We start from the raw sequence: 17583 nt of genomic DNA on the forward strand, positions 1-17583 counted from the left end.
GATGAGCATCGCGTATTGGTCCACAATGGACACGAAGATCGGCCCGTTCACCGCCGTGGTGGCGGGCGACGGGGCCGTGCTCGCCTCGGGCTGGACCGGTGACGTCGCCGAACTGACGCCGCTGATCTCGCCTTCGCTCGCCCCCGGCGAGGTGAAGGAGCGACGGGACTTGGGGCCGGTGAGCACCGCGATCCGCCGGTACCACGACGGCGACCTGGACGCCGTCGCCGACATCGAGGTGCGGCAGCGGTCCGGCGCTTTCCGAGAGCACGCTTGGGAAATCCTGCGGAAGGTGCCCGCAGGTGAGCCGGTGAGCTACGCGGAGTACGCGGCGCTGGCTGGGAATCCGGCGGCGGTGCGAGCGGCCGCGTCGGCGTGCGCGAAGAACGCTGCGGCGCTGTTCGTGCCGTGTCACCGGGTGGTGCGGACCGGCGGCGGCGTGGGGAACTTCCGGTGGGGCGTTCCGGCGAAGCAGTGGCTGCTGACCCACGAAGCGGCCTGATCTCGCGCCCGGCCATGCAATGAAAGGCTCTTTCCTTGCAAATTTTGCAAGGAAAGAGCCTTTCCTAGCGCGCGGGAGGGCGGGTCAGGCGGCGTGGATCTCCACCGAAGAGCCCGTACGCGCCTTCCGCACGCGTAGCCGCGTCGGGATCCGCTGCCGCAGCTCCTCCACATGCGACACCAGCCCGACCACTCGCCCACCCGCGCGAAGCTCGTCGAGGATGTTCATGACGATGTCGAGCGTCTCGGCGTCCAGCGTGCCGAAGCCCTCGTCGATGAACAGCGTGTCCAGCAGCGCTCCGCCGGTTTCGGCGGCGACGACGTCGGCGAGGCCCAGGGCCAGCGAGAGCGACGCGAGGAAGGACTCGCCGCCGGACAGCGTCTTCGCGGGCCGGATGGTGCCGGAGTAGTCGTCGAGCACGTCGAGCCCGAGGCCACCGCGGGTGCCCCGCGCCCCGGCCGCGTCGGAGTGCACGAAGGAGTAACGCCCCTGGCTCATCGTCCGCAGGCGCGCGGTCGCCGCGACCGCGACCTCCTCCAGCCGCGCGGCCAGCACATAAGAACGCAGCGACATCTTCCGCGCGTTCTGGCCGCGCCCGTTGACCACCTCGGCGAGCGCCTTCAGTTCCAGGTACCGCTCTTCGACCGGCGCCAGATCCGCCATCAACGACGTCATCCGCTCGGCCAGTTTCGTCAGGTCGGCGTGCCGTGACGTGGCCGCTCGCAGCGCCACGAGCGCCTGCTCGGCCTCGCCTCGCGTGTCCTGCGCCGCGTCCGCCGAAGCACCGACGTCGATCTCGTCCTCCGGCGAGATGCCGAACAGGTCGGGCTGCGCCAGCTCCTCGCGGGCGGCCCGCTCCATCACCTTCGCGTCGGCGAGGCTGGCCTCCAGTTTCGTGATCTGCTCTTCCGGCCGCGCCGCGGCGCGCATCTCGTCGAGATCGGCGAATCCCTTGGCCCGCAACGCTTCCTTGACCAGTTTCGCCTGCTCGTCACGCCGTTCTCGGGCACCAGCGACGCTCAGCCGCGCTTCGGCGAGCGCGTCGAGGCGGGTCGCGAAGCCGAGCAGATGCCGTCGCCGGGCGGCGACGTCGGCGAACTCCCCGCGTGCGCTCTCCAATCGCCGCTCGCGTTCGGTCAGCCGTTCCGCCAGGCCGCGCACCTCGGTCGCGATCTCGACGGCACGACGCTCGGCCGCGCCGCGCTGTTCGGTCAGCTGCTCGATCTTCCGTTCCAGGGCACCGATCCGAGTGTCGAGATCAGGCCTTCGGCGAGCGGCTTCCGACAGCGTGGCGACCAGAGCGCGCGCCTCGCCGAGCCCGGCCCGCAGGGTCTCGGCGGTGTGCTCGCCCAACCGCTCGATCAGCACGGTCAGGCGGTTTTCGGCCTCCTGCAACGCGGCTTTCGCCTTCTCGCGCCGCGTATGCGCCTGTTGCTCCGCGACTTCGGCGCGGCGTTCGTCTTCGGGATCGACCAGGCCACCGGTATGCGTCGCCGGCGACGGATGGTCCGTCGACCCGCAGACCGGGCAGTCCTCGCCCGCGTGGAGACCGGCCGCGAGTTCGGCCGCCATCCCTTCGAGACGCCGCTCCCGCAGATCGAGACGATGCTGCCGCGCCTGCTGATGACCGTCCACGGCCTCGCTGACCGCCACACGCGCCCGCTCGACGGCCTGCTTCACCCGAGGCATCTCGTCGGCGTCGCGGGCCAGCGCGGTCAACTCGTCGACACGGGCGCGAGCGCCGTCGAGCTTCGCTTCGGCCTCGGCGGCAGCGGCCGCTTCCGCACGCAAAGCCGCGACCTTCTCCGGCGCGGCCCCCAACTCGGCGGCGAACTCCTCGGCCTGCTTCTCCGCCTTGGCGGCGACCGCGGTCAGCTGCTCGCGCCGAGCCAGATCCTGGTGCTGTTGCTCGCTTTCCGCCACGAGCTCGGCGAGCGCCCCCGCCTCTTCACGCAGACCGCCCGCCCGAGCGCGCAGCTCCGCGGCGGAACTGTCCGCAGCATCCGGAACCTCCTGGGCGCGGAGAGCCTCGGCGGCTTCGGCCTCCGCGAGCTGGTCCAGCCTGCGGTCGAGGAGATCGGCCTCCGCGACCACCCCCGCCGCGCGATGGGCCGCCTCGACCTCTTCCGCCCACTCCGCCCGCTGGTCCGCCTGCTCGGCGATCACCGAAAGCCGCGTGTACGCGGTGCGCACGCGGCGGATCCGCTCGGCGGTGGACCGGTTCTCCTGCCAGACGGCCTCGGCCTTCTTGGCCGCCGTACGAGCCTTCGTGTCGCGTTCCTGCGCCTCGCCGACACGGCGCGCCGACTCGGCGAGCACCTCGCCGACCCACTCGGCCTGCCCCTCTTCGGGTGCTTCCTGCCCCGCGACCTGGGCGAACCGTGCGACCCATTCCCGCAGCGACTGCTGCCGGGCCTGCAACTCGCGACCGCGTTCGGCGCGCAGATTCGCGAACCAGTCCTCGACGTCGGAGAAGCGCTCGGTGCCGAACAGGCGCTCCAGAAGCTCTTCGCGCTCGGCGGTGTTCGCGCGCAGGAAGCGCGCGAATTCGCCTTGCGGCAACAAGACCACCTGGAAGAACTGCTCGTGCGTCATGCCGATGAGCCGCTCGACCGTGCGCGCGACCTCGTCGATCCGCGTGATGCCCTCGGCCACGTGGCCGGCGGGCACCGTGCCGACCCAGCTCAGCACCGCCTTCGCCTGCTGGACGGTCATCCCCTCGCCCCGGCGCTTGGGCCGCTGGTACTCGGGGTTGCGCGCGATCCGCATCCGCTGGCCCTGCACGGTCAGTTCGAGGACGACTTCGGTGACCTGGTCCGGCTCGGCGAGGTCGCAGCGCAGCCGTTTGACCTCGCCGCGAGCGCCGGGAACGGTGCCGAACAAGGCGAACGCGATCGCGTCGAGCAGCGTCGTCTTGCCCGCGCCGGTGTCACCATGCAGCAGGAACAGCCCGTCCGCGCCGAGCGCGTCGAAGTCCACCACCTCACGGCCCGCGTACGGACCGAAAGCGGCGACCTCCAACCGGTGCAGTCTCATACTTCGCGCTCCCTGCCCGCCGCGCCCAGCGCCGCCAGCACCAGCCGCTCCTCGCTCTCCGACGGCGCGGAACCCCGGCAGTCCTCCAGGAAACTGCGGGTGATCTCGACGTCGGACCGCCCGCGGACGGCTTCGGCGTACTTCAGCGCGGCTCCGTCGTGCCCGCCTTCGGGCTGCCAGTCCATGTGCACCGCGTACGGGAACCGCTCGCGCAGCTTGCGCATCGCGTCGATCGGGCGGACCCGATCGGTGACCGTGAAGGAGAGGAAGTGTTCGGTGAGTCCGTCGTGCTCCGGGTCCGAAAGCAGCTCCGCCAGCTCGCCGCGCAGCATCGCGAGATGCCGCGGCACCGGCAGTTCGTGGCGCCGGACCTCGGCCAGCCCGTCGGCGCCGAGTTCCACCAGCCAGACCGATTTCCGTTGGCGTGTCTCGGAAAACGAGTACGCCAGCGGGCTGCCCGAATAGCGCAGGTGCTCGGCGAGGGTCTGCGGGCCGTGCAGGTGGCCGAGCGCGACGTAATCGACGCCGTCGAACACCGAACCCGGCACCTGCTCGACGCCGCCGACCGCGATGGTCCGCTCGGATTCGGTCGGCTCGCCACCGGTGACGAAGGCGTGCGCGAGCACCACCGACCGCGTCCCGGACGGCCGCCCGGCGAGATCCTCCCGGATCCGCCGCATCGCTTCGGTGAGGACTCCGGTGTGGCCACGGGCCTCCGGCACACCGAGAGCGTGCCGCGCGGGCTCCGGTTCCAGATACGGGATCCCGTAGAGGGCGACCTCGCCGTGTTCGTCGGGCAGCAGCACCGGCTCGGCGAGCCCGTCGATCGTGGCACGCAGGTGCAGCCCGCCCGCCGCGGCGAATTCGGCGAACGCGCCCAGCCGCGGCGCGGAATCGTGGTTGCCCGGGGTCATCACCAGCTTCGCCCCGGCCTGGCGGATCCGGCCCAGCGCCGTCGTGGCCACGCGGACGGCCTCCGCAGAGGGCACCGCGCGGTCGTAGATGTCGCCGGAAACGAGCACGACGTCGACCGACTCGGCGGCCACGAGCTCGGCGAGATGACTCAGCACGGCTTCCTGTTCGGCGAGCAGATCGGCGCCGTGGAAGGTGCGGCCGATATGCCAGTCGGAGGTGTGCAGGAGCTTCACGCAGCCCAAGGTAGGGCCGCGCACCGGCCGGACAGCGGAGGCGCGCCCTTCGCGGCACTGCGCTTTCCGACACGCCGGGGACGGCGCAGGTCAGATACGGAGCGCGACCGCGCCGCTCCGGTTTTGTCGGTGGCTTCCGCCATGATGTCCCCCGACTCGGATCCGGAGGGGAGGTACCGGTGGCGACGGTGATCACCACCGCGGCCGTCGTGCTCGCGTTGCTGCTGCTCGCGGCCGTCGCGCTGCTGTGGCGGCTGTACAACGACGGCATGCGGCGGGCGGACGCGGCGGCGAAACAGGTCGCGGCCGAGCGGGCGAAGGCGGATCAGCAGCAGCTCGCGCTGCGCCGGTACGAAGTCGCGTTCGCCTCGATCAGCGGCCGGGGCGAGCTGGGCGAGCAGGTACTCCTGGAGACCGCACGCGCGCTCGGGCTCCGCGAGGAGCTGCACTTCACGCTGCAGACGGATCTGGCGGGCGGTGGCGCCGCGAAACCGGACATGGTGCTGCGGGTCGGCGGCGGCCGGACGGTGCCCGTCGACGCGAAGGCGAGCATGGCCTGCTGGGCCGAGGCCGTCGAGACCGACGACCCCGAAGAACGGCTGGACGCGCTGCGCGTCCACGTCCGGCAGCTCCGGTCGCGGGCGGCCGAGCTCGCGGGCAAGGGCTACCAACGCTGGGCCGACGCGATCTACGGGACGATCATGTTCGTCCCGTCCGACGCGGCCGTGGTGGCCGCGCTGGACACCGACCCGGAACTGCTGCGCTGGATGCTGGACCGGCGGGTCTTCCTCTGCGGGCCGACGGGGTTCGCCGTACTGGCCTCCGCCGCGCTGTTCGCCGCGACCGAACGGGCGCTGGTCGAGGACGTCGAGCAGGTGCGGGCGGGCGCCGCGGCCGCACACCGGGCCGCCGGCAACGCGGTCGACGCGCTGAACCTGTCGAGCACCCATCTGCAGCGTTTCATCTCGGCCCGACGGCGGGAGCTGGAGGCGCTCGAGAGCTTCCGGAGCACGGTCTCGCCGCTGACGGACGCCGCGGGCAGCCCGGCCCCGGTGCCGCTGATCAGGAAGGCGGACGAACTCCCGGCCTCGTGAGTGGTTAGGACGGTTAGAACCGTCCTAACCACTCACGAGCCGGATGCGCACCGGACCTCCCTACCTGCGACTTCCGGAATCGCGAGCTCCGTTTCGCCCCCGCCGGCAACCTTGTCGCCCGCTTACTCGTAGTACCTCCGGTAAGCATCCGGACGCTCCGTCCGGGTGGTCCGGAATGACCACTACCAGGCGATAGACACACCGCCTGTTGGCGGTATGCCCGCAGCTTGGATATACGGTGGAGCCTGTGACCGCGATTCGCGATCGCCAGAGCGATCCTGATGCCGACGACGTCCCCGTTGCCTGGGACGAGCGTCCGCTCGTCGGCGCCAGGCGCGGGCTGCCCTGGTGGGCGGCCGTCCTGGTGGGCTTCGGGCTAGCCATCCTTGGCGCCTTCGTCGACATGATGATGCAGAAGGACCTGGGCCTGCTGTTCAAGGCCTGCTACGCGGCCAGCGCGGTGGCCGCGGTGGTGGCCGTCCAGCGCCGCGGGCTGTTCGGCCCGATGGTGCAGCCGCCCCTGGTCCTCGCCGTGACCGTCCCGGGGGTCATCCTCCTGACCTCGGACGGCAGCAAGGGCACGGACCTTCTTTCGAGAGCCTTCGACGTCGGCACGCCGCTGATCAACGGTTTCCCGACGATGGCCATCACCACCGGCGTCACCTTGGCGATCGGCATCTTCCGGATCTACCGCGAACGCGATCCCGAGGCCCCGGTGAAGGTCAAGCCGGGCACCAAACCGGAACGTCGCGACGAGGCCAAGCCCGCCGCGGCCGCCGCGCCCGGCCGTGGCCGTCCGGCATCCCGGACCGGCCAGACCCCGCCCCCGCCTTCCCGCCGCGGTGCTCCCCGGGACGCCGCGCCGCGAGACGGTGCCCCGCCCCGTCGCCGTCCGGTCGACGACGAGCGCCGGCCCCGCCGCGACGCCGAACCCGGTGCCCGCAAACCGCCGCCCCCGGGACGTCAGCCCCGGCGGCCGCGTCCGGAAGACGGCGAACCGCGCCGCCGCGACCCTCGTGGCGAAAGCGCCCCCGGTGCCCCGCGCCGCCGCCCGCCGCGTGCCGACGACCCGCGCCGCGGAGGGCAGCCGCCCCGCCGCCGACCGTGGGACGACGAGCGCTGAAGCAAGGGACCTTTGCTCCCACCTAGCGCGCTGACCAGCGAAAAGGGCCGCCCGAGGACTTCCTCGGACGGCCCTTTCTCGTAAGGAACGTCAGGCCTTCGCGGCCTTGCGCAGCTCGTGCGGAAGCGCGAACGCGATCTTCTCGTTCGCCGTGGTGACCTCGTCGACGCTGTCCCAGCCGCGTTCGGCCAGCCACGCCAGCAGGTCCATCACCAGCACGTCCGGCACCGAAGCACCACTGGTGACACCGACGGTCTCGACACCTTCGAGCCAGGCTTCGTCGACCTCGTGCGCGAAGTCGACCAGGTGCGACGCGCGCGCCCCCGCCTTCAGCGCGACCTCGACCAGCCGCTTCGAGTTGGACGAGTTCGTCGAGCCGACCACCAGCACCAGGTCGCACTCGGCGGCCATGGCCTTGACCGCGACCTGGCGGTTCGTGGTGGCGTAGCAGATGTCGTCGCTGGGCGGGTCGGCCAAGCCGGGGAACTTGTCCCGCAGCTGATCCACGCGCTCCATGGTCTCGTCCACCGAAAGGGTGGTCTGCGAAAGCCAGATGACCTTCGACGGGTCGCGGACCTGGACCTTGTCGACGTCCTCGGCGGTGTCGACGAGCTGCACCTTGTCGGGAGCCTCGCCGGCGGTGCCTTCGACCTCTTCGTGGCCTTCGTGGCCGATCAGCAGGATGTCGTAGTCGTCCTTCGCGAACCGGTTGACTTCCTTGTGCACCTTCGTCACGAGCGGGCAGGTCGCGTCGATGGTCCGCAGGTTGCGCTCGGCCGCCTCGGCGTGCACCGCGGGCGAGACGCCGTGCGCGGAGAACACCACCAGTTCACCCTCGGGCACCTCGGAGGTCTCGTCGACGAAGATCACCCCGCGTTCGCGCAGGGTCTCCACGACGTGCCGGTTGTGCACGATCTCCTTGCGCACGTACACAGGTGCGCCGTAGAGCTCGAGTGCCTTTTCGACGGCGATGACCGCGCGGTCGACACCCGCGCAGTAGCCGCGAGGCTTGGCGAGCAGGACACGTTTGCCACCTGCCGGCACACCGGACTCGCTGATCGTCGGACTGCCGGCGGGCGTGATTCCGGGACTCGCAGAACTCATGCCCCCAGGGTACGGGCTGCCCCGGGGGCACCTCGCACTCACGTTCAGGTGACCAGGGAACCCCTCCAAAGTATGTGCGGGGAGTCACGTCCTGTGAGCCGACACACCCGTTCGGTTGGGCAGGATGGGCTGAATACGGCAGGCTAGACGCATGAAGCCTCTCCCGCTCCCCCTTCGGGTCGCCGCGGGCCTCGCCGTCACCACCGCCGAGCGGGTTCGCGAACTTCCCAAGCAGCTCACCGGGCTCCCCGTCACGGTGGTCAGCCAGGTGCTCCAGTTCTCCATGCGCGTCCAGCAGCACGTCACCGAGCTCGCGATCAAGGGCGACGACGTGCTGTCGGGCCTTCGCCCGGTCGAGGACACGCCCAGCTGGGCGACCTTCGACGAAGATCTCCCGCCGGACCTGGGCGAACGCCGGTACGAGCGCGACTCGTGCGTCGTCCCGCTGCGGGAAGACGCCGAGGTCCCCGAGCCACGCGGGGAGACCAACGGCCACCTCCGCGATCTCGAAGCGCTCACCGAGGACCCGTGGGCCGAGGAGGAGCGCGCGCTCGCCGAGGAGCACCCCGACGGCGAGTTCGACAGCGCGAGCGCGCCCGTGACCTCCGGTCCGGCCGGGCTCGACGACTACGACACGCTCACGTTGCCGCAGCTGCGCGCCCGGCTGCGCCGGTTCGACCTCGCGCAGCTGGAAGAGCTGCTGACCTATGAGAAGGCGAACGCCGACAGGGCGTCGTTCGTCGGCATGCTCGCGCGGCGGATCGGGAACGTGAAGAAGGCCGACGGCGACGGCGCGGAAGGCCAGTGAGCGCCGAAGCCACTTCCGCGGCGGGCCCGTCCACCACCGCCGAGAACCCGTGGCCGGTCCGCACGGTCGCCCGCAAGGTCGGCGAATGGATCAACCGCCTCGGCGCGGTCTGGGTCGAGGGCCAGGTCACGCAGATCTCGGCCCGCCAGGGCACCAACACCGCGTTCCTGACCCTGCGCGACCCGTCCGCGGACGTCTCGATGTCGGTGACCTGCCCGATGGGCCTGCTGCGCACGATCGAACCGCCGCTGCGCGAAGGCGCGAGCGTCGTGGTGCACGCGAAGCCGACGTTCTTCATGAACCGCGGTTCGCTGAGCCTGCGCGCCAACGAGATCCGCGCGGTCGGCATCGGCGAGCTGCTCGCGCGGATCGAGCGGCTGCGACGCCTGCTGGCCGCCGAGGGCCTGTTCGCACCCGAGCGCAAACGCAAGATCCCGTTCCTGCCCAAGGGAATCGGGCTGATCACCGGTCGCGCGTCCGCCGCCGAACGCGACGTCCTGGTGAACGCGCAGGCCCGCTGGCCGCATGTCGCGTTCAAGGTGATCAACACCGCCGTGCAGGGTTCGCTGGCCGTCCCGCAGATCCTCCAGGCACTGTCCAAATTGGACCATGACCCGGACGTCGACGTCATCGTGATCGCCCGCGGCGGCGGCAGCGTGGAAGACCTGCTGCCGTTCTCCGACGAAGCGCTGTGCCGCGCCGTGTCCGCCGCCGGGACCCCGGTGGTCAGCGCCATCGGGCACGAGCCCGACACCCCGCTGCTCGACCACGTCGCCGACCTCCGCTGCTCGACGCCGACCGACGCCAGCAAGCGGATCGTGCCCGACGTGCGCGAGGAGACCCAGCGTGTCCGCCAGATGCGCGATCGCGGCCGCCGCGCCCTGCACGGCTGGGTGGACACGCAGGTCAGGCTGCTGAACCAGATGCGCAGCCGCCCCGTGCTCGCCGACCCGCTCGGGCCGATCCAGCGGCGCTCGGACGACGTCGAGATCCACCGCGAACGCGGACGGCGCGCGATGCTCACGCTGCTCGCGAAGGACCAGGCCGAGATCGCCAGCGCCCGCGCGCGGCTGACCGCGCTCGGCCCGGCGGCGACCCTCGAACGCGGCTACGCCGTGGTGCAGTACACCGATTCCGAAGGCAACCTTCAGGTACTCCGGTCCGTCTCCGAGGTCGTGGACGGCGCGAAACTGCGCGTCCGCGTGGTCGACGGCGCGCTCGGCGCCGTCGTCTCAGGAGAGCCGGAGGAGGGGCGTTGACGGCGAGTTTCCTGCCTTTGACCATCGACGCCGCGAGACGGGCCGACGCCGCCGAGGTACTGCGCAACGCGCTGCTGACCGACCGCGCGGCCGGTGAGTGCTGGACGGTGCTGCTGGCCGGATGCGACTTCGCCACCAAGCGGGGTCTCGACGCCCAGCTGCGAAAACTCTCCGAAGCGACGGCTGAGCACGTCGGCACCCGCTGGTGGTTCGCGGACGGCACGGTGCACCGCAAACGGGTGGCGAGGGCCCAGGAGAACCTGGTCGCGGCGATCGCGGAGGGTGACGGCCAGGAGTTCGCTCTCGCCTTCGTGGGTTACGACAACGCCATGGCCGGCGCGGTAGTGTGCGCGGGTATCGGCAAGCACCGACGTCCGGTAGAAGGAAGCACAGCGTGAGCGAGACCGCCGAACTCGGCTACGAACAGGCCCGCGACAAGCTGGTCGAGGTCGTCCGCGAGCTCGAAGCGGGCGGGCTGTCCCTGGAGCAGTCGCTGGCCCTGTGGGAGAAGGGCGAGCAGCTGGCGAAGGTCTGCGAGCACCACCTCGAGGGCGCGCGCGAGCGGATCGAGGCCGCGCTGTCGTCCGTCGAGGACGAGGCCGGCGACGGTCAGTGACGTTCACCATGCTCCTGCGCCACCGAACCACCGTGGGTATCTGAGAGACTGGGACCCCGCCGAGTTCCTGACCCGGGAGGCCGCATGCCCACCCCCACCTCGTCCGCCAGCTCTTCTCGACGCCCTGAAGCCCCCGATCGCAACCTCGCGATGGAACTGGTCCGCGTGACCGAAGCCGCCGCGATGGCCGCGGGCCGCTGGGTGGGCCGCGGGGACAAGATCGGCGGGGACGGTGCCGCCGTGGACGCGATGCGCCAGCTGGTCTCGACCGTGTCGATGCGCGGTGTCGTCGTCATCGGCGAGGGCGAGAAGGACGAAGCCCCGATGCTGTTCAACGGGGAAGAGGTCGGCAACGGCGACGGGCCGGACTGCGACGTCGCGGTCGACCCGGTCGATGGGACGACCCTGATGGCCAAGGGCATGCCGAACGCGCTGGCCGTGCTCGCGGTCGCCGAACGCGGCGCGATGTTCGACCCGTCCGCGGTGTTCTACATGGAGAAGCTCGCCGTCGGCCCGGACGCCGCGGGCAAGGTCGACCTGGCCGCCCCGATCGCGGAGAACATCCGCCGGGTCGCGAAGGCCAAGAACTCCAGCGTCTCCGACGTCACCGTGTGCATCCTCGACCGGCCGCGCCACGAGCAGCTGATCAAGGAGGTCCGCGAGGCGGGCGCCCGGATCCGGTTCATCTCCGACGGCGACGTCGCGGGCGCGATCGCCGCGGCCCGGCCGAGCACCGGCGTCGACATGCTGCTCGGCATCGGCGGCACCCCCGAAGGCATCATCGCGGCCTGCGCGATGAAGTGCCTCGGCGGCGAACTGCAGGGCCGCCTGTGGCCGAAGGACGACGCGGAGCGCGAGAAGGCGCTGGCCGCGGGCCACGACCTCGACCGCGTGCTCGGCAACGACGACCTCGTCCGCGGCGACAACGTGTTCTTCTGCGCCACCGGCGTCACCGACGGCGACCTGCTGCGCGGCGTGCACTACCGCGCGGGCGGCGCCACGACCCAGTCGATCGTGATGCGGTCGAAGTCCGGCACGGTCCGGATGATCGACGGCTACCACCGGCTGACCAAGCTCCGCTCGTACTCGTCCGTCAACTTCGACGGCCACCTCGACGAAACCCTGGAAGACGACGTCGTTCCCCCGCTCCCGTAAGGAGAAACCGTGCTCAAGCGCGTGCTCGTGGTCCTGCTCGCGGCGATGCTCCTCACGCCGGCCGGGCAGGCCTCGGGCGCGGGCGACCTCGTCGGCGGCAGAGAGGCCGAGGAGCCCTATCCGTTCATCGTTTCGCTGCATTCGGCCTCCGGCAAGGCTTTCTGCGCCGGGACGCTGATCGCGGCGGACTGGCTCGTGACGGCGGGGCACTGCGTCGAGGGCAAGAACCCGGCGAATCTGGGTGCGCGGATCGGCAGCAACGACAACACCCAAGGCGGCGAAATCGCGAAGCCTGCCGAGATCGTCGTGAACCCGTCCTACAACCCCGAACCCGAGCACGCGGGCGGTGATCTCGCGCTGGTGCGGCTGGCCGCCCCGGTGAAGGCGGCGCCGATCGCGATCGGTGCCGTCGTGGCGCCCGGGACGCCGACGCGGCTGCTCGGTTGGGGTCAGACGTGCCCGACTTCGGGCTGTGGCAAGGGTCCCGCGAAGCTGCAGCAACTGGACACGAAGATCGTCGAAGGCACGCGGTGCACCGCGAAGTTCGACGGCGCGGTCGAGTTGTGCACCGACAGCCCGGGCGGGAACACCGGTTCGTGCTACGGCGATTCCGGCGGGCCGGAGATCGCCAAGGTCGACGAGAAATGGGTGCTGCTGGGCACGATCAGCCGGCCGGGCAACGCGGATCCGGTGTGCGCGACCTCGCCGTCGATCGCGACTTCGGTGGTCGCTTACGCGCAGTGGATCGCGGAGAAGATCACGCCCGCTCCGCCCGCCTGAGAGTGCAATGAAAGGACCTTTCCTTGCAAATTTCGCAAGGAAAGGTCCTTTCATTGCACGCGCTACTCGGCGTTGCTGGAGTGACCGGGGAACAGATGCGCCTCCGGGTCCAGCATGACCGCGATGTTGTTCACCGCCGTCGCCGCTTCCCCGAACCCGGTCGCGATCAGCTTCACCTTCCCCGGATACGCCGCGACGTCGCCCGCCGCGTAGACCCGCTCCCGCGGGGTCGCCATCGTCGAGTCGACCGCGATCGCGCGGTGATCGATCTGGAGCCCCCAGCTTTCGATCGGCCCGAGATCCGCGGTGAACCCGAGCGCGGCGACCACCGTGTCGGCGCGCAGCACCTCGGGCTCGGCACCCTTGACCTGGATCTCGACCTCGGCCAGCGCGCCGTCACGATCGAGGAACCGGGTGACCTCGGCGTCGGTGACGATCCGCACGCCGAGTTCGCGCGCCTGCCGCACGATCGACTCGGCCGCGCGGAACTTCGCGCGCCGGTGCACGAGGGTGACGCTCGCGGCGACCGGATGCAGCGCGAGCACCCAGTCGAACGCCGAGTCCCCGCCGCCGACGACGACCACGTACTGCCCTTCGTGCGCCTTCAACGACGGCACGAAATGGACCATGCCCCGGCCGAGCCAGCCGTCGCCCGCGGGCAGCGGCCGCGGGGTGAACTCGCCGATCCCGGCGGTGATCAGCACCGCGCCGGCCCGCAGGACCTGCCCGCCGTCGAGGGTGATCATGACGCTGCCTTCGACGCTTTCGAGTTTCTCGGCCTTGCGTCCGAGCAGGTACACGGGTTTGAACGGCGCCGCCTGGTCGAGGAGACCCCGCACCAGGTCGCGGCCGCGGACTTCGGCGAACCCGCCGACGTCGTAGATCATCTTTTCCGGGTACATCGCGGTGACCTGGCCGCCCGCTTCCGGCAGTGAATCCACGACGGCCATCGAAAGGCCGCGGAATCCCGCGTAGTAGGCGGCGAAAAGACCTGTCGGACCGGCCCCGATGATGACGAGGTCGTACGACGTTTCCCCAGCGGACTCGCTCATTCGGCACTCTCCCGGCCGGTGGTGGGCGGCGTGATCGAGAACACATTCGATCCTAGCCCTCGCGTGCCGAAAGACACGGAGCGCGCCGGGAGGCGCTGCGCGAGACTTGGGATATGGCTGAACAGGAATACCGGATCGAACACGACACCATGGGCGAGGTGCGCGTCCCCGTCGACGCCCTCTACCGCGCGCAGACGCAGCGCGCCGTCGAGAACTTCCCCATCTCCGGCCGGGGCCTGGAGCGCGCCCAGATCCGCGCGCTCGGCCTGCTGAAGGCCGCCGCGGCGCGGGTCAACGCGCGGCTCGGCGTGCTGGACGCCGAGGTCGCCGAGGCCTTCGCGAAGGTCGCGGACGAGGTCGCCGAGGGCAAGCACGACGCGCACTTCCCGATCGACGTGTTCCAGACCGGTTCCGGGACCTCGTCGAACATGAACGCCAACGAGGTCATCGCGACGCTCGCGTCGAAGGCGCTCGGCCGCGACGTGCACCCGAACGACCACGTCAACGCCTCGCAGTCCTCCAACGACACCTTCCCGACGACGATCCACGTCGCCGCGACGGAAGCGGTGCTCTCCGATGTGATCCCCGCTCTGGAGTACCTGGCCGCCGCCATCGAGACGCGCGCGGGCGAATGGGCGGACATCGTGAAGTCCGGCCGCACGCACCTGATGGACGCCGTGCCGATCACCTTCGGCCAGGAGGCAGGCGCGTGGGCGTCGCAGGTCCGGTTCGGGGTCGAACGGCTGAAGTCGGGCCTGCCGCGGCTCGGCGAACTGCCGATCGGCGGGACCGCGGTCGGCTCCGGGCTGAACGCGCCCGAGGGCTTCGGCGCGGCGGTCTCGCAGGAACTGGCTTCGGTGACCGGCCTTCCGCTGACCGAGGCGCGGGACCACTTCGAGGCGCAGGCGACGCAGGACAGCGTCGTCGAGACGTCCGGACATCTGCGCACGGTCGCGGTGTCGCTGAACAAGATCGCGAACGACCTGCGCTGGCTGGGATCCGGCCCGCGCACCGGGCTCGCCGAACTGGCGCTGCCGGATCTCCAGCCGGGTTCGTCGATCATGCCGGGCAAGGTGAACCCGGTGATCCCCGAGGCGACGCTGCAGGTGGTCGCCCAGGTGATCGGGAACGACGCGGCGGTGGCCTTCGCCGGCGCGGCGGGCAACTTCCAGCTCAACGTGAACCTGCCGGTGATCGCGCGCAACGTGCTCGAATCGGCCCGGCTGCTCGCCGCGGTCTCGCGGCTGCTGGCGGACAAGGTGTTCGCGGGCGTGACGGTGAACGCCGACCGCGCGCGCGAGTACGCCGAGGGCTCGCCGTCGATCGTGACGCCGCTCAACAAATACATCGGCTACGAAGAGGCCGCCGCCATCGCGAAGCAGGCGCTCAAGGAGCTGAAGACGATCCGCGAGGTCGTGATCGAACGCGGTCACGTCGCGAACGGCAAGCTCACCGAAGCGCAGCTGGACGAGGCACTCGACGTCCTCCGCATGGCGCGCGGAGGCCGCTAAGCGCCGAGAGCGACCACAGCCGCGTGAAGCGGTGAGGCGAGCGAAGCCGCCAGCCCACCCGAAGGCGGTGTCTCGGTGAACAGGTGCAGCCAAGTCAGCACCGGACCGAGCAGGATCGCGTGCACGAGAGCCGAATCGGGCCGTCGTGAGAGTTCCCCTCTCGCGACGGCCCGATCCAGCATCTGGACCAGATAACCGCGTTCGCGACCGAGGAACACCTCGCCGAACCGCGTTTCCAGCGCCGGATCCGCACGCACGTCGGCGAGCAGCGAAGGCAACGCCTGCCGCAGTTCCGCACCGTCCAAAGAGGACTGGATCACTTCGAGGACCGCCGCCACGTCGCCCCGCAGCGAGCCCGTGTCCGACGGCGGTTCGAGCTCGACCGGATGGATCACGGCGGCGAACACGAGCTCCGCCTTCGACCGCCATCGCCGGTACACCGCGGCCTTGCCGACGCCCGCGCGCGCCGCGACCGCGTCGATCGTGCAGCGCTGGTAACCGGTTTCGGTCAGCAGTGCCCGCACGGCCACGCGGACCGCGTCGTCGATTCCTTCTTCCCTCGGCCTGCCTCTCGCCATGACCTCAGTTTACGAGACTGACAGTTCCGTATATCGTCCGGGTATGACCTGGACGAGAACCTCCCGCGAAATCCTTCCCTGCCCGCCGTCGGCGCTCTGGCCCTCGCTGGCCGACTTCGGTCGTTGGCCCGACTGGGACCCCGACCTCAGCTCCGCCGAACTGCACGGCCCTGCCGAGGCGGGGACGACCGGTTTCCTCGTACCGACCGGTTTTCGCGGCCGCGTGCATTCACGAGTCGCCGAGCCGTTCACGATCACGTCCCTGGTCCAAGACCGCGAGATCGCCCTTCGCCAGCCGATTCCCCTCGGCGCCATGGATCTCGTGCTCCGGCTGACCGCGGTCGGCGGCGGGACGGAGTTCGTCCAGGAGATCACCCTCGGCGGGCCGATGCGCGCGGTCATGGTCGCGGTCATCGCCGGCGACGTCGTGAAGCATTTCGACGTCAAGTGCGCCAAGCTCGTCGAGCTGGCGGCGGCGCAGGCCGATCACGACGCCTGAGGACACCAGCGCCACCCCGATCACTTGCGAGAAGCGGAAATCCTGCATTCCCAGCAGGAGTGACACGGCGAGCCCGGAGACCGGCATCAGGCCGACCAGCACCCCGGCCCGGTCCGCCCCCAGCGCGGAAACCGCCGAGTACCAAAGGAGAAACGCGATCGCGGTGACGACGACCGTCAGGTAGCCGAGCGCGATCAGTTCACGCCCGTCCGGCCAGGCCCAGGCGCCGGACGGGTCGGCGATCGTCCCGACGACCGCGCCACCGGCCCCCGCGGCGAAACACCCCCAGGTGGCGGTCGCCAACGGCCCGAGCCTTTCGAGCACGCCGACGGCGAGCAGTGTGAAGAGCGCTTCGCACACCATGGCCAGCGCGGCGAGCACCAGCCCTTGCCAGCGCGCCGCGCCGCCGCCGGAGAGCACGGCGATCCCGAGCCCGGCGAGTACCGCCCCGGTCACCGGCGCCCACGACGGCCGGTTGCCCTTCGCCAGCGGGCCGGCGAGCGCGAGCACGAGCGGCGTGCCGCCGAGGAAGGCGGCGACGAGGCCGGGCTCGGCGTAGCGCTGCGCGAACAGCAAGCACGCCTGGAACCCGATCATGCCGGTCGCCGCGAGGGCGATCAGCGACGGCAGATCGCGCGCGCCCGGCAACGGCAACGGGCGCCCGCTCAGCCGGGCCCACGCCAGCAGGAGCACTCCCGCCAGCGCGTACCGCAGGGCCTGCCCGGTGATCACGGGGTAGCCGTCGAGCATTCCCGTCACCGGCACGGACGCGCCGACGATCAGCACCCCCAGTACGCCGATCGTCACGCCTCTTCTTTCGTTGTCCATGCCCTTCACGATGGCGGCTCTTTGGCCCGAACCGAAGAGCCAAATCCTGCGTGCCGTACCGGACCATAAGTGCGGTCGAGCGCAGCGCATGGTGCCACCCCGCCCACAACCGTCCACAAAGGACGCCAACTCGCCAACCGCGTCCGATTTGGGCGTTTTGAGCGAGGGTCGTGAGCGGCGATGATCGTTCTAACCCTCTTTGCCACTCACGACCCCCGCGAGAACCGGACATAATGCCCGCATCGCGAAGCCGGCGCCACGTTTGACTTACCCCAGCGAGCTCAGCCGCCGCGACCTGGTCGCGAAAGCCACTCTCAGTGTCAGGGTGGTTGCGCTGTTCGTGTGAGTGGTTAGGGTCCGGACTTGGTCGCGTGGTGACTCAGAAAGCCACTGCCTTGCTGGCTTGTGAAAGAACTGTCCAGCGTGATCAAGGTCCGGGCCTGGCTGGCCTGACTTGATAGAAGCGTGGACTAGACGCCATCGACCTCGA

General features: G+C 70.6%; 16 protein-coding genes and 1 pseudogene. 11 read left to right on the forward strand and 6 right to left on the reverse strand.

Translation table 11 applies throughout. The features are described from left to right. The first annotated feature begins 1 nt into the window (after position 1). Positions 2 to 502, forward strand: a complete 501-nt coding sequence (locus DMC61_RS16135; RefSeq protein ID WP_016337152.1) for a methylated-DNA--[protein]-cysteine S-methyltransferase — start codon at positions 2 to 4, stop codon at positions 500 to 502. A gap of 84 nt (positions 503 to 586) precedes the next feature. Here the strand turns inward: DMC61_RS16135 and DMC61_RS16140 are convergent, their stop codons facing one another. Next, positions 587 to 3538, reverse strand: a complete 2952-nt coding sequence (locus DMC61_RS16140; RefSeq protein WP_125689925.1) for an AAA family ATPase — start codon at positions 3536 to 3538, stop codon at positions 587 to 589. Continuing rightward, entirely contained in the window at positions 3535 to 4686 is a 1152-nt protein-coding gene (locus DMC61_RS16145; RefSeq protein ID WP_063277589.1) for an exonuclease SbcCD subunit D, read from the reverse strand. Before DMC61_RS16145 ends, DMC61_RS16140 begins: the two co-directional genes overlap by 4 nt. A 179-nt stretch (positions 4687 to 4865) precedes the next feature. On the opposite strand from DMC61_RS16145, the gene rmuC reads away from it, so the two are divergent. Both rmuC and DMC61_RS16155 read left to right on the forward strand, forming a co-directional pair. Further along, positions 4866 to 5780, forward strand: a complete 915-nt coding sequence (gene rmuC, locus DMC61_RS16150; protein WP_016337155.1) for a DNA recombination protein RmuC — start codon at positions 4866 to 4868, stop codon at positions 5778 to 5780. Positions 5781 to 6027: 247 nt separating this feature from the next. Then, positions 6028 to 6903, forward strand: coding sequence for a DUF6542 domain-containing protein (locus tag DMC61_RS16155; RefSeq protein WP_125689926.1), 876 nt, complete (start codon positions 6028 to 6030; stop codon positions 6901 to 6903). 90 nt (positions 6904 to 6993) lie between these two features. Here the strand turns inward: DMC61_RS16155 and DMC61_RS16160 are convergent, their stop codons facing one another. After that, positions 6994 to 8007 carry a 4-hydroxy-3-methylbut-2-enyl diphosphate reductase gene (locus DMC61_RS16160; protein WP_043848376.1) on the reverse strand — a complete coding sequence of 338 codons (1014 nt, stop codon included), beginning with the start codon at positions 8005 to 8007 and terminating at the stop codon, positions 6994 to 6996. Between the two features lie 151 nt (positions 8008 to 8158). Between DMC61_RS16160 and DMC61_RS16165 the strand changes: the two genes are divergently transcribed. From DMC61_RS16165 to DMC61_RS16190, 6 genes are all read left to right on the forward strand, one after another. Next, entirely contained in the window at positions 8159 to 8815 is a 657-nt protein-coding gene (locus DMC61_RS16165; protein WP_125689927.1) for a lipid droplet-associated protein, read from the forward strand. Continuing rightward, positions 8812 to 10074, forward strand: a complete 1263-nt coding sequence (xseA, locus tag DMC61_RS16170) for an exodeoxyribonuclease VII large subunit (protein ID WP_125689928.1) — start codon at positions 8812 to 8814, stop codon at positions 10072 to 10074. Before DMC61_RS16165 ends, xseA begins: the two co-directional genes overlap by 4 nt. Then, positions 10071 to 10472, forward strand: coding sequence for a hypothetical protein (locus DMC61_RS16175; protein ID WP_125689929.1), 402 nt, complete (start codon positions 10071 to 10073; stop codon positions 10470 to 10472). Before xseA ends, DMC61_RS16175 begins: the two co-directional genes overlap by 4 nt. Then, positions 10469 to 10690 (forward strand): exodeoxyribonuclease VII small subunit, encoded by a 222-nt coding sequence (locus DMC61_RS16180; RefSeq protein WP_037340891.1) that lies wholly within the window; start codon positions 10469 to 10471, stop codon positions 10688 to 10690. Before DMC61_RS16175 ends, DMC61_RS16180 begins: the two co-directional genes overlap by 4 nt. Positions 10691 to 10774: 84 nt before the next feature. Next, positions 10775 to 11845, forward strand: a complete 1071-nt coding sequence (gene glpX, locus DMC61_RS16185; protein ID WP_043848377.1) for a class II fructose-bisphosphatase — start codon at positions 10775 to 10777, stop codon at positions 11843 to 11845. 9 nt (positions 11846 to 11854) lie between these two features. Further along, on the forward strand, positions 11855 to 12625 hold the full coding sequence (locus DMC61_RS16190; protein WP_125689930.1) for a trypsin-like serine protease: 771 nt from the start codon (positions 11855 to 11857) through the stop codon (positions 12623 to 12625). A gap of 62 nt (positions 12626 to 12687) precedes the next feature. On the opposite strand, the gene DMC61_RS16195 is transcribed toward DMC61_RS16190, so the two are convergent. After that, entirely contained in the window at positions 12688 to 13677 is a 990-nt protein-coding gene (locus tag DMC61_RS16195) for an NAD(P)/FAD-dependent oxidoreductase (RefSeq protein ID WP_125689931.1), read from the reverse strand. A gap of 113 nt (positions 13678 to 13790) precedes the next feature. On the opposite strand from DMC61_RS16195, the gene DMC61_RS16200 reads away from it, so the two are divergent. Next, positions 13791 to 15188, forward strand: a complete 1398-nt coding sequence (locus DMC61_RS16200) for a class II fumarate hydratase (protein ID WP_125689932.1) — start codon at positions 13791 to 13793, stop codon at positions 15186 to 15188. Here the strand turns inward: DMC61_RS16200 and DMC61_RS16205 are convergent. Next, a complete protein-coding gene (locus tag DMC61_RS16205; protein WP_125689933.1) occupies positions 15185 to 15766 on the reverse strand; it encodes a TetR/AcrR family transcriptional regulator in 582 nt (193 codons plus the stop codon). The two genes, DMC61_RS16200 and DMC61_RS16205, sit on opposite strands and share 4 nt — an antisense overlap. Positions 15767 to 15809: 43 nt before the next feature. Between DMC61_RS16205 and DMC61_RS42120 the strand changes: the two genes are divergently transcribed. Beyond that, positions 15810 to 16265, forward strand: a complete 456-nt coding sequence (locus DMC61_RS42120; protein ID WP_370456407.1) for an SRPBCC family protein — start codon at positions 15810 to 15812, stop codon at positions 16263 to 16265. Here the strand turns inward: DMC61_RS42120 and DMC61_RS16210 are convergent. Next, positions 16263 to 17183, reverse strand: a pseudogene (locus DMC61_RS16210) (DMT family transporter); the annotation flags it as partial. The gene DMC61_RS42120 and the pseudogene DMC61_RS16210 sit on opposite strands and share 3 nt — an antisense overlap. Positions 17184 to 17583 lie beyond the last annotated feature (400 nt).

The sequence above is a fragment of the Amycolatopsis sp. WAC 04169 genome (assembly GCF_003947535.1).
Taxonomy (GTDB): Bacteria; Actinomycetota; Actinomycetes; order Mycobacteriales; family Pseudonocardiaceae; genus Amycolatopsis; species Amycolatopsis keratiniphila.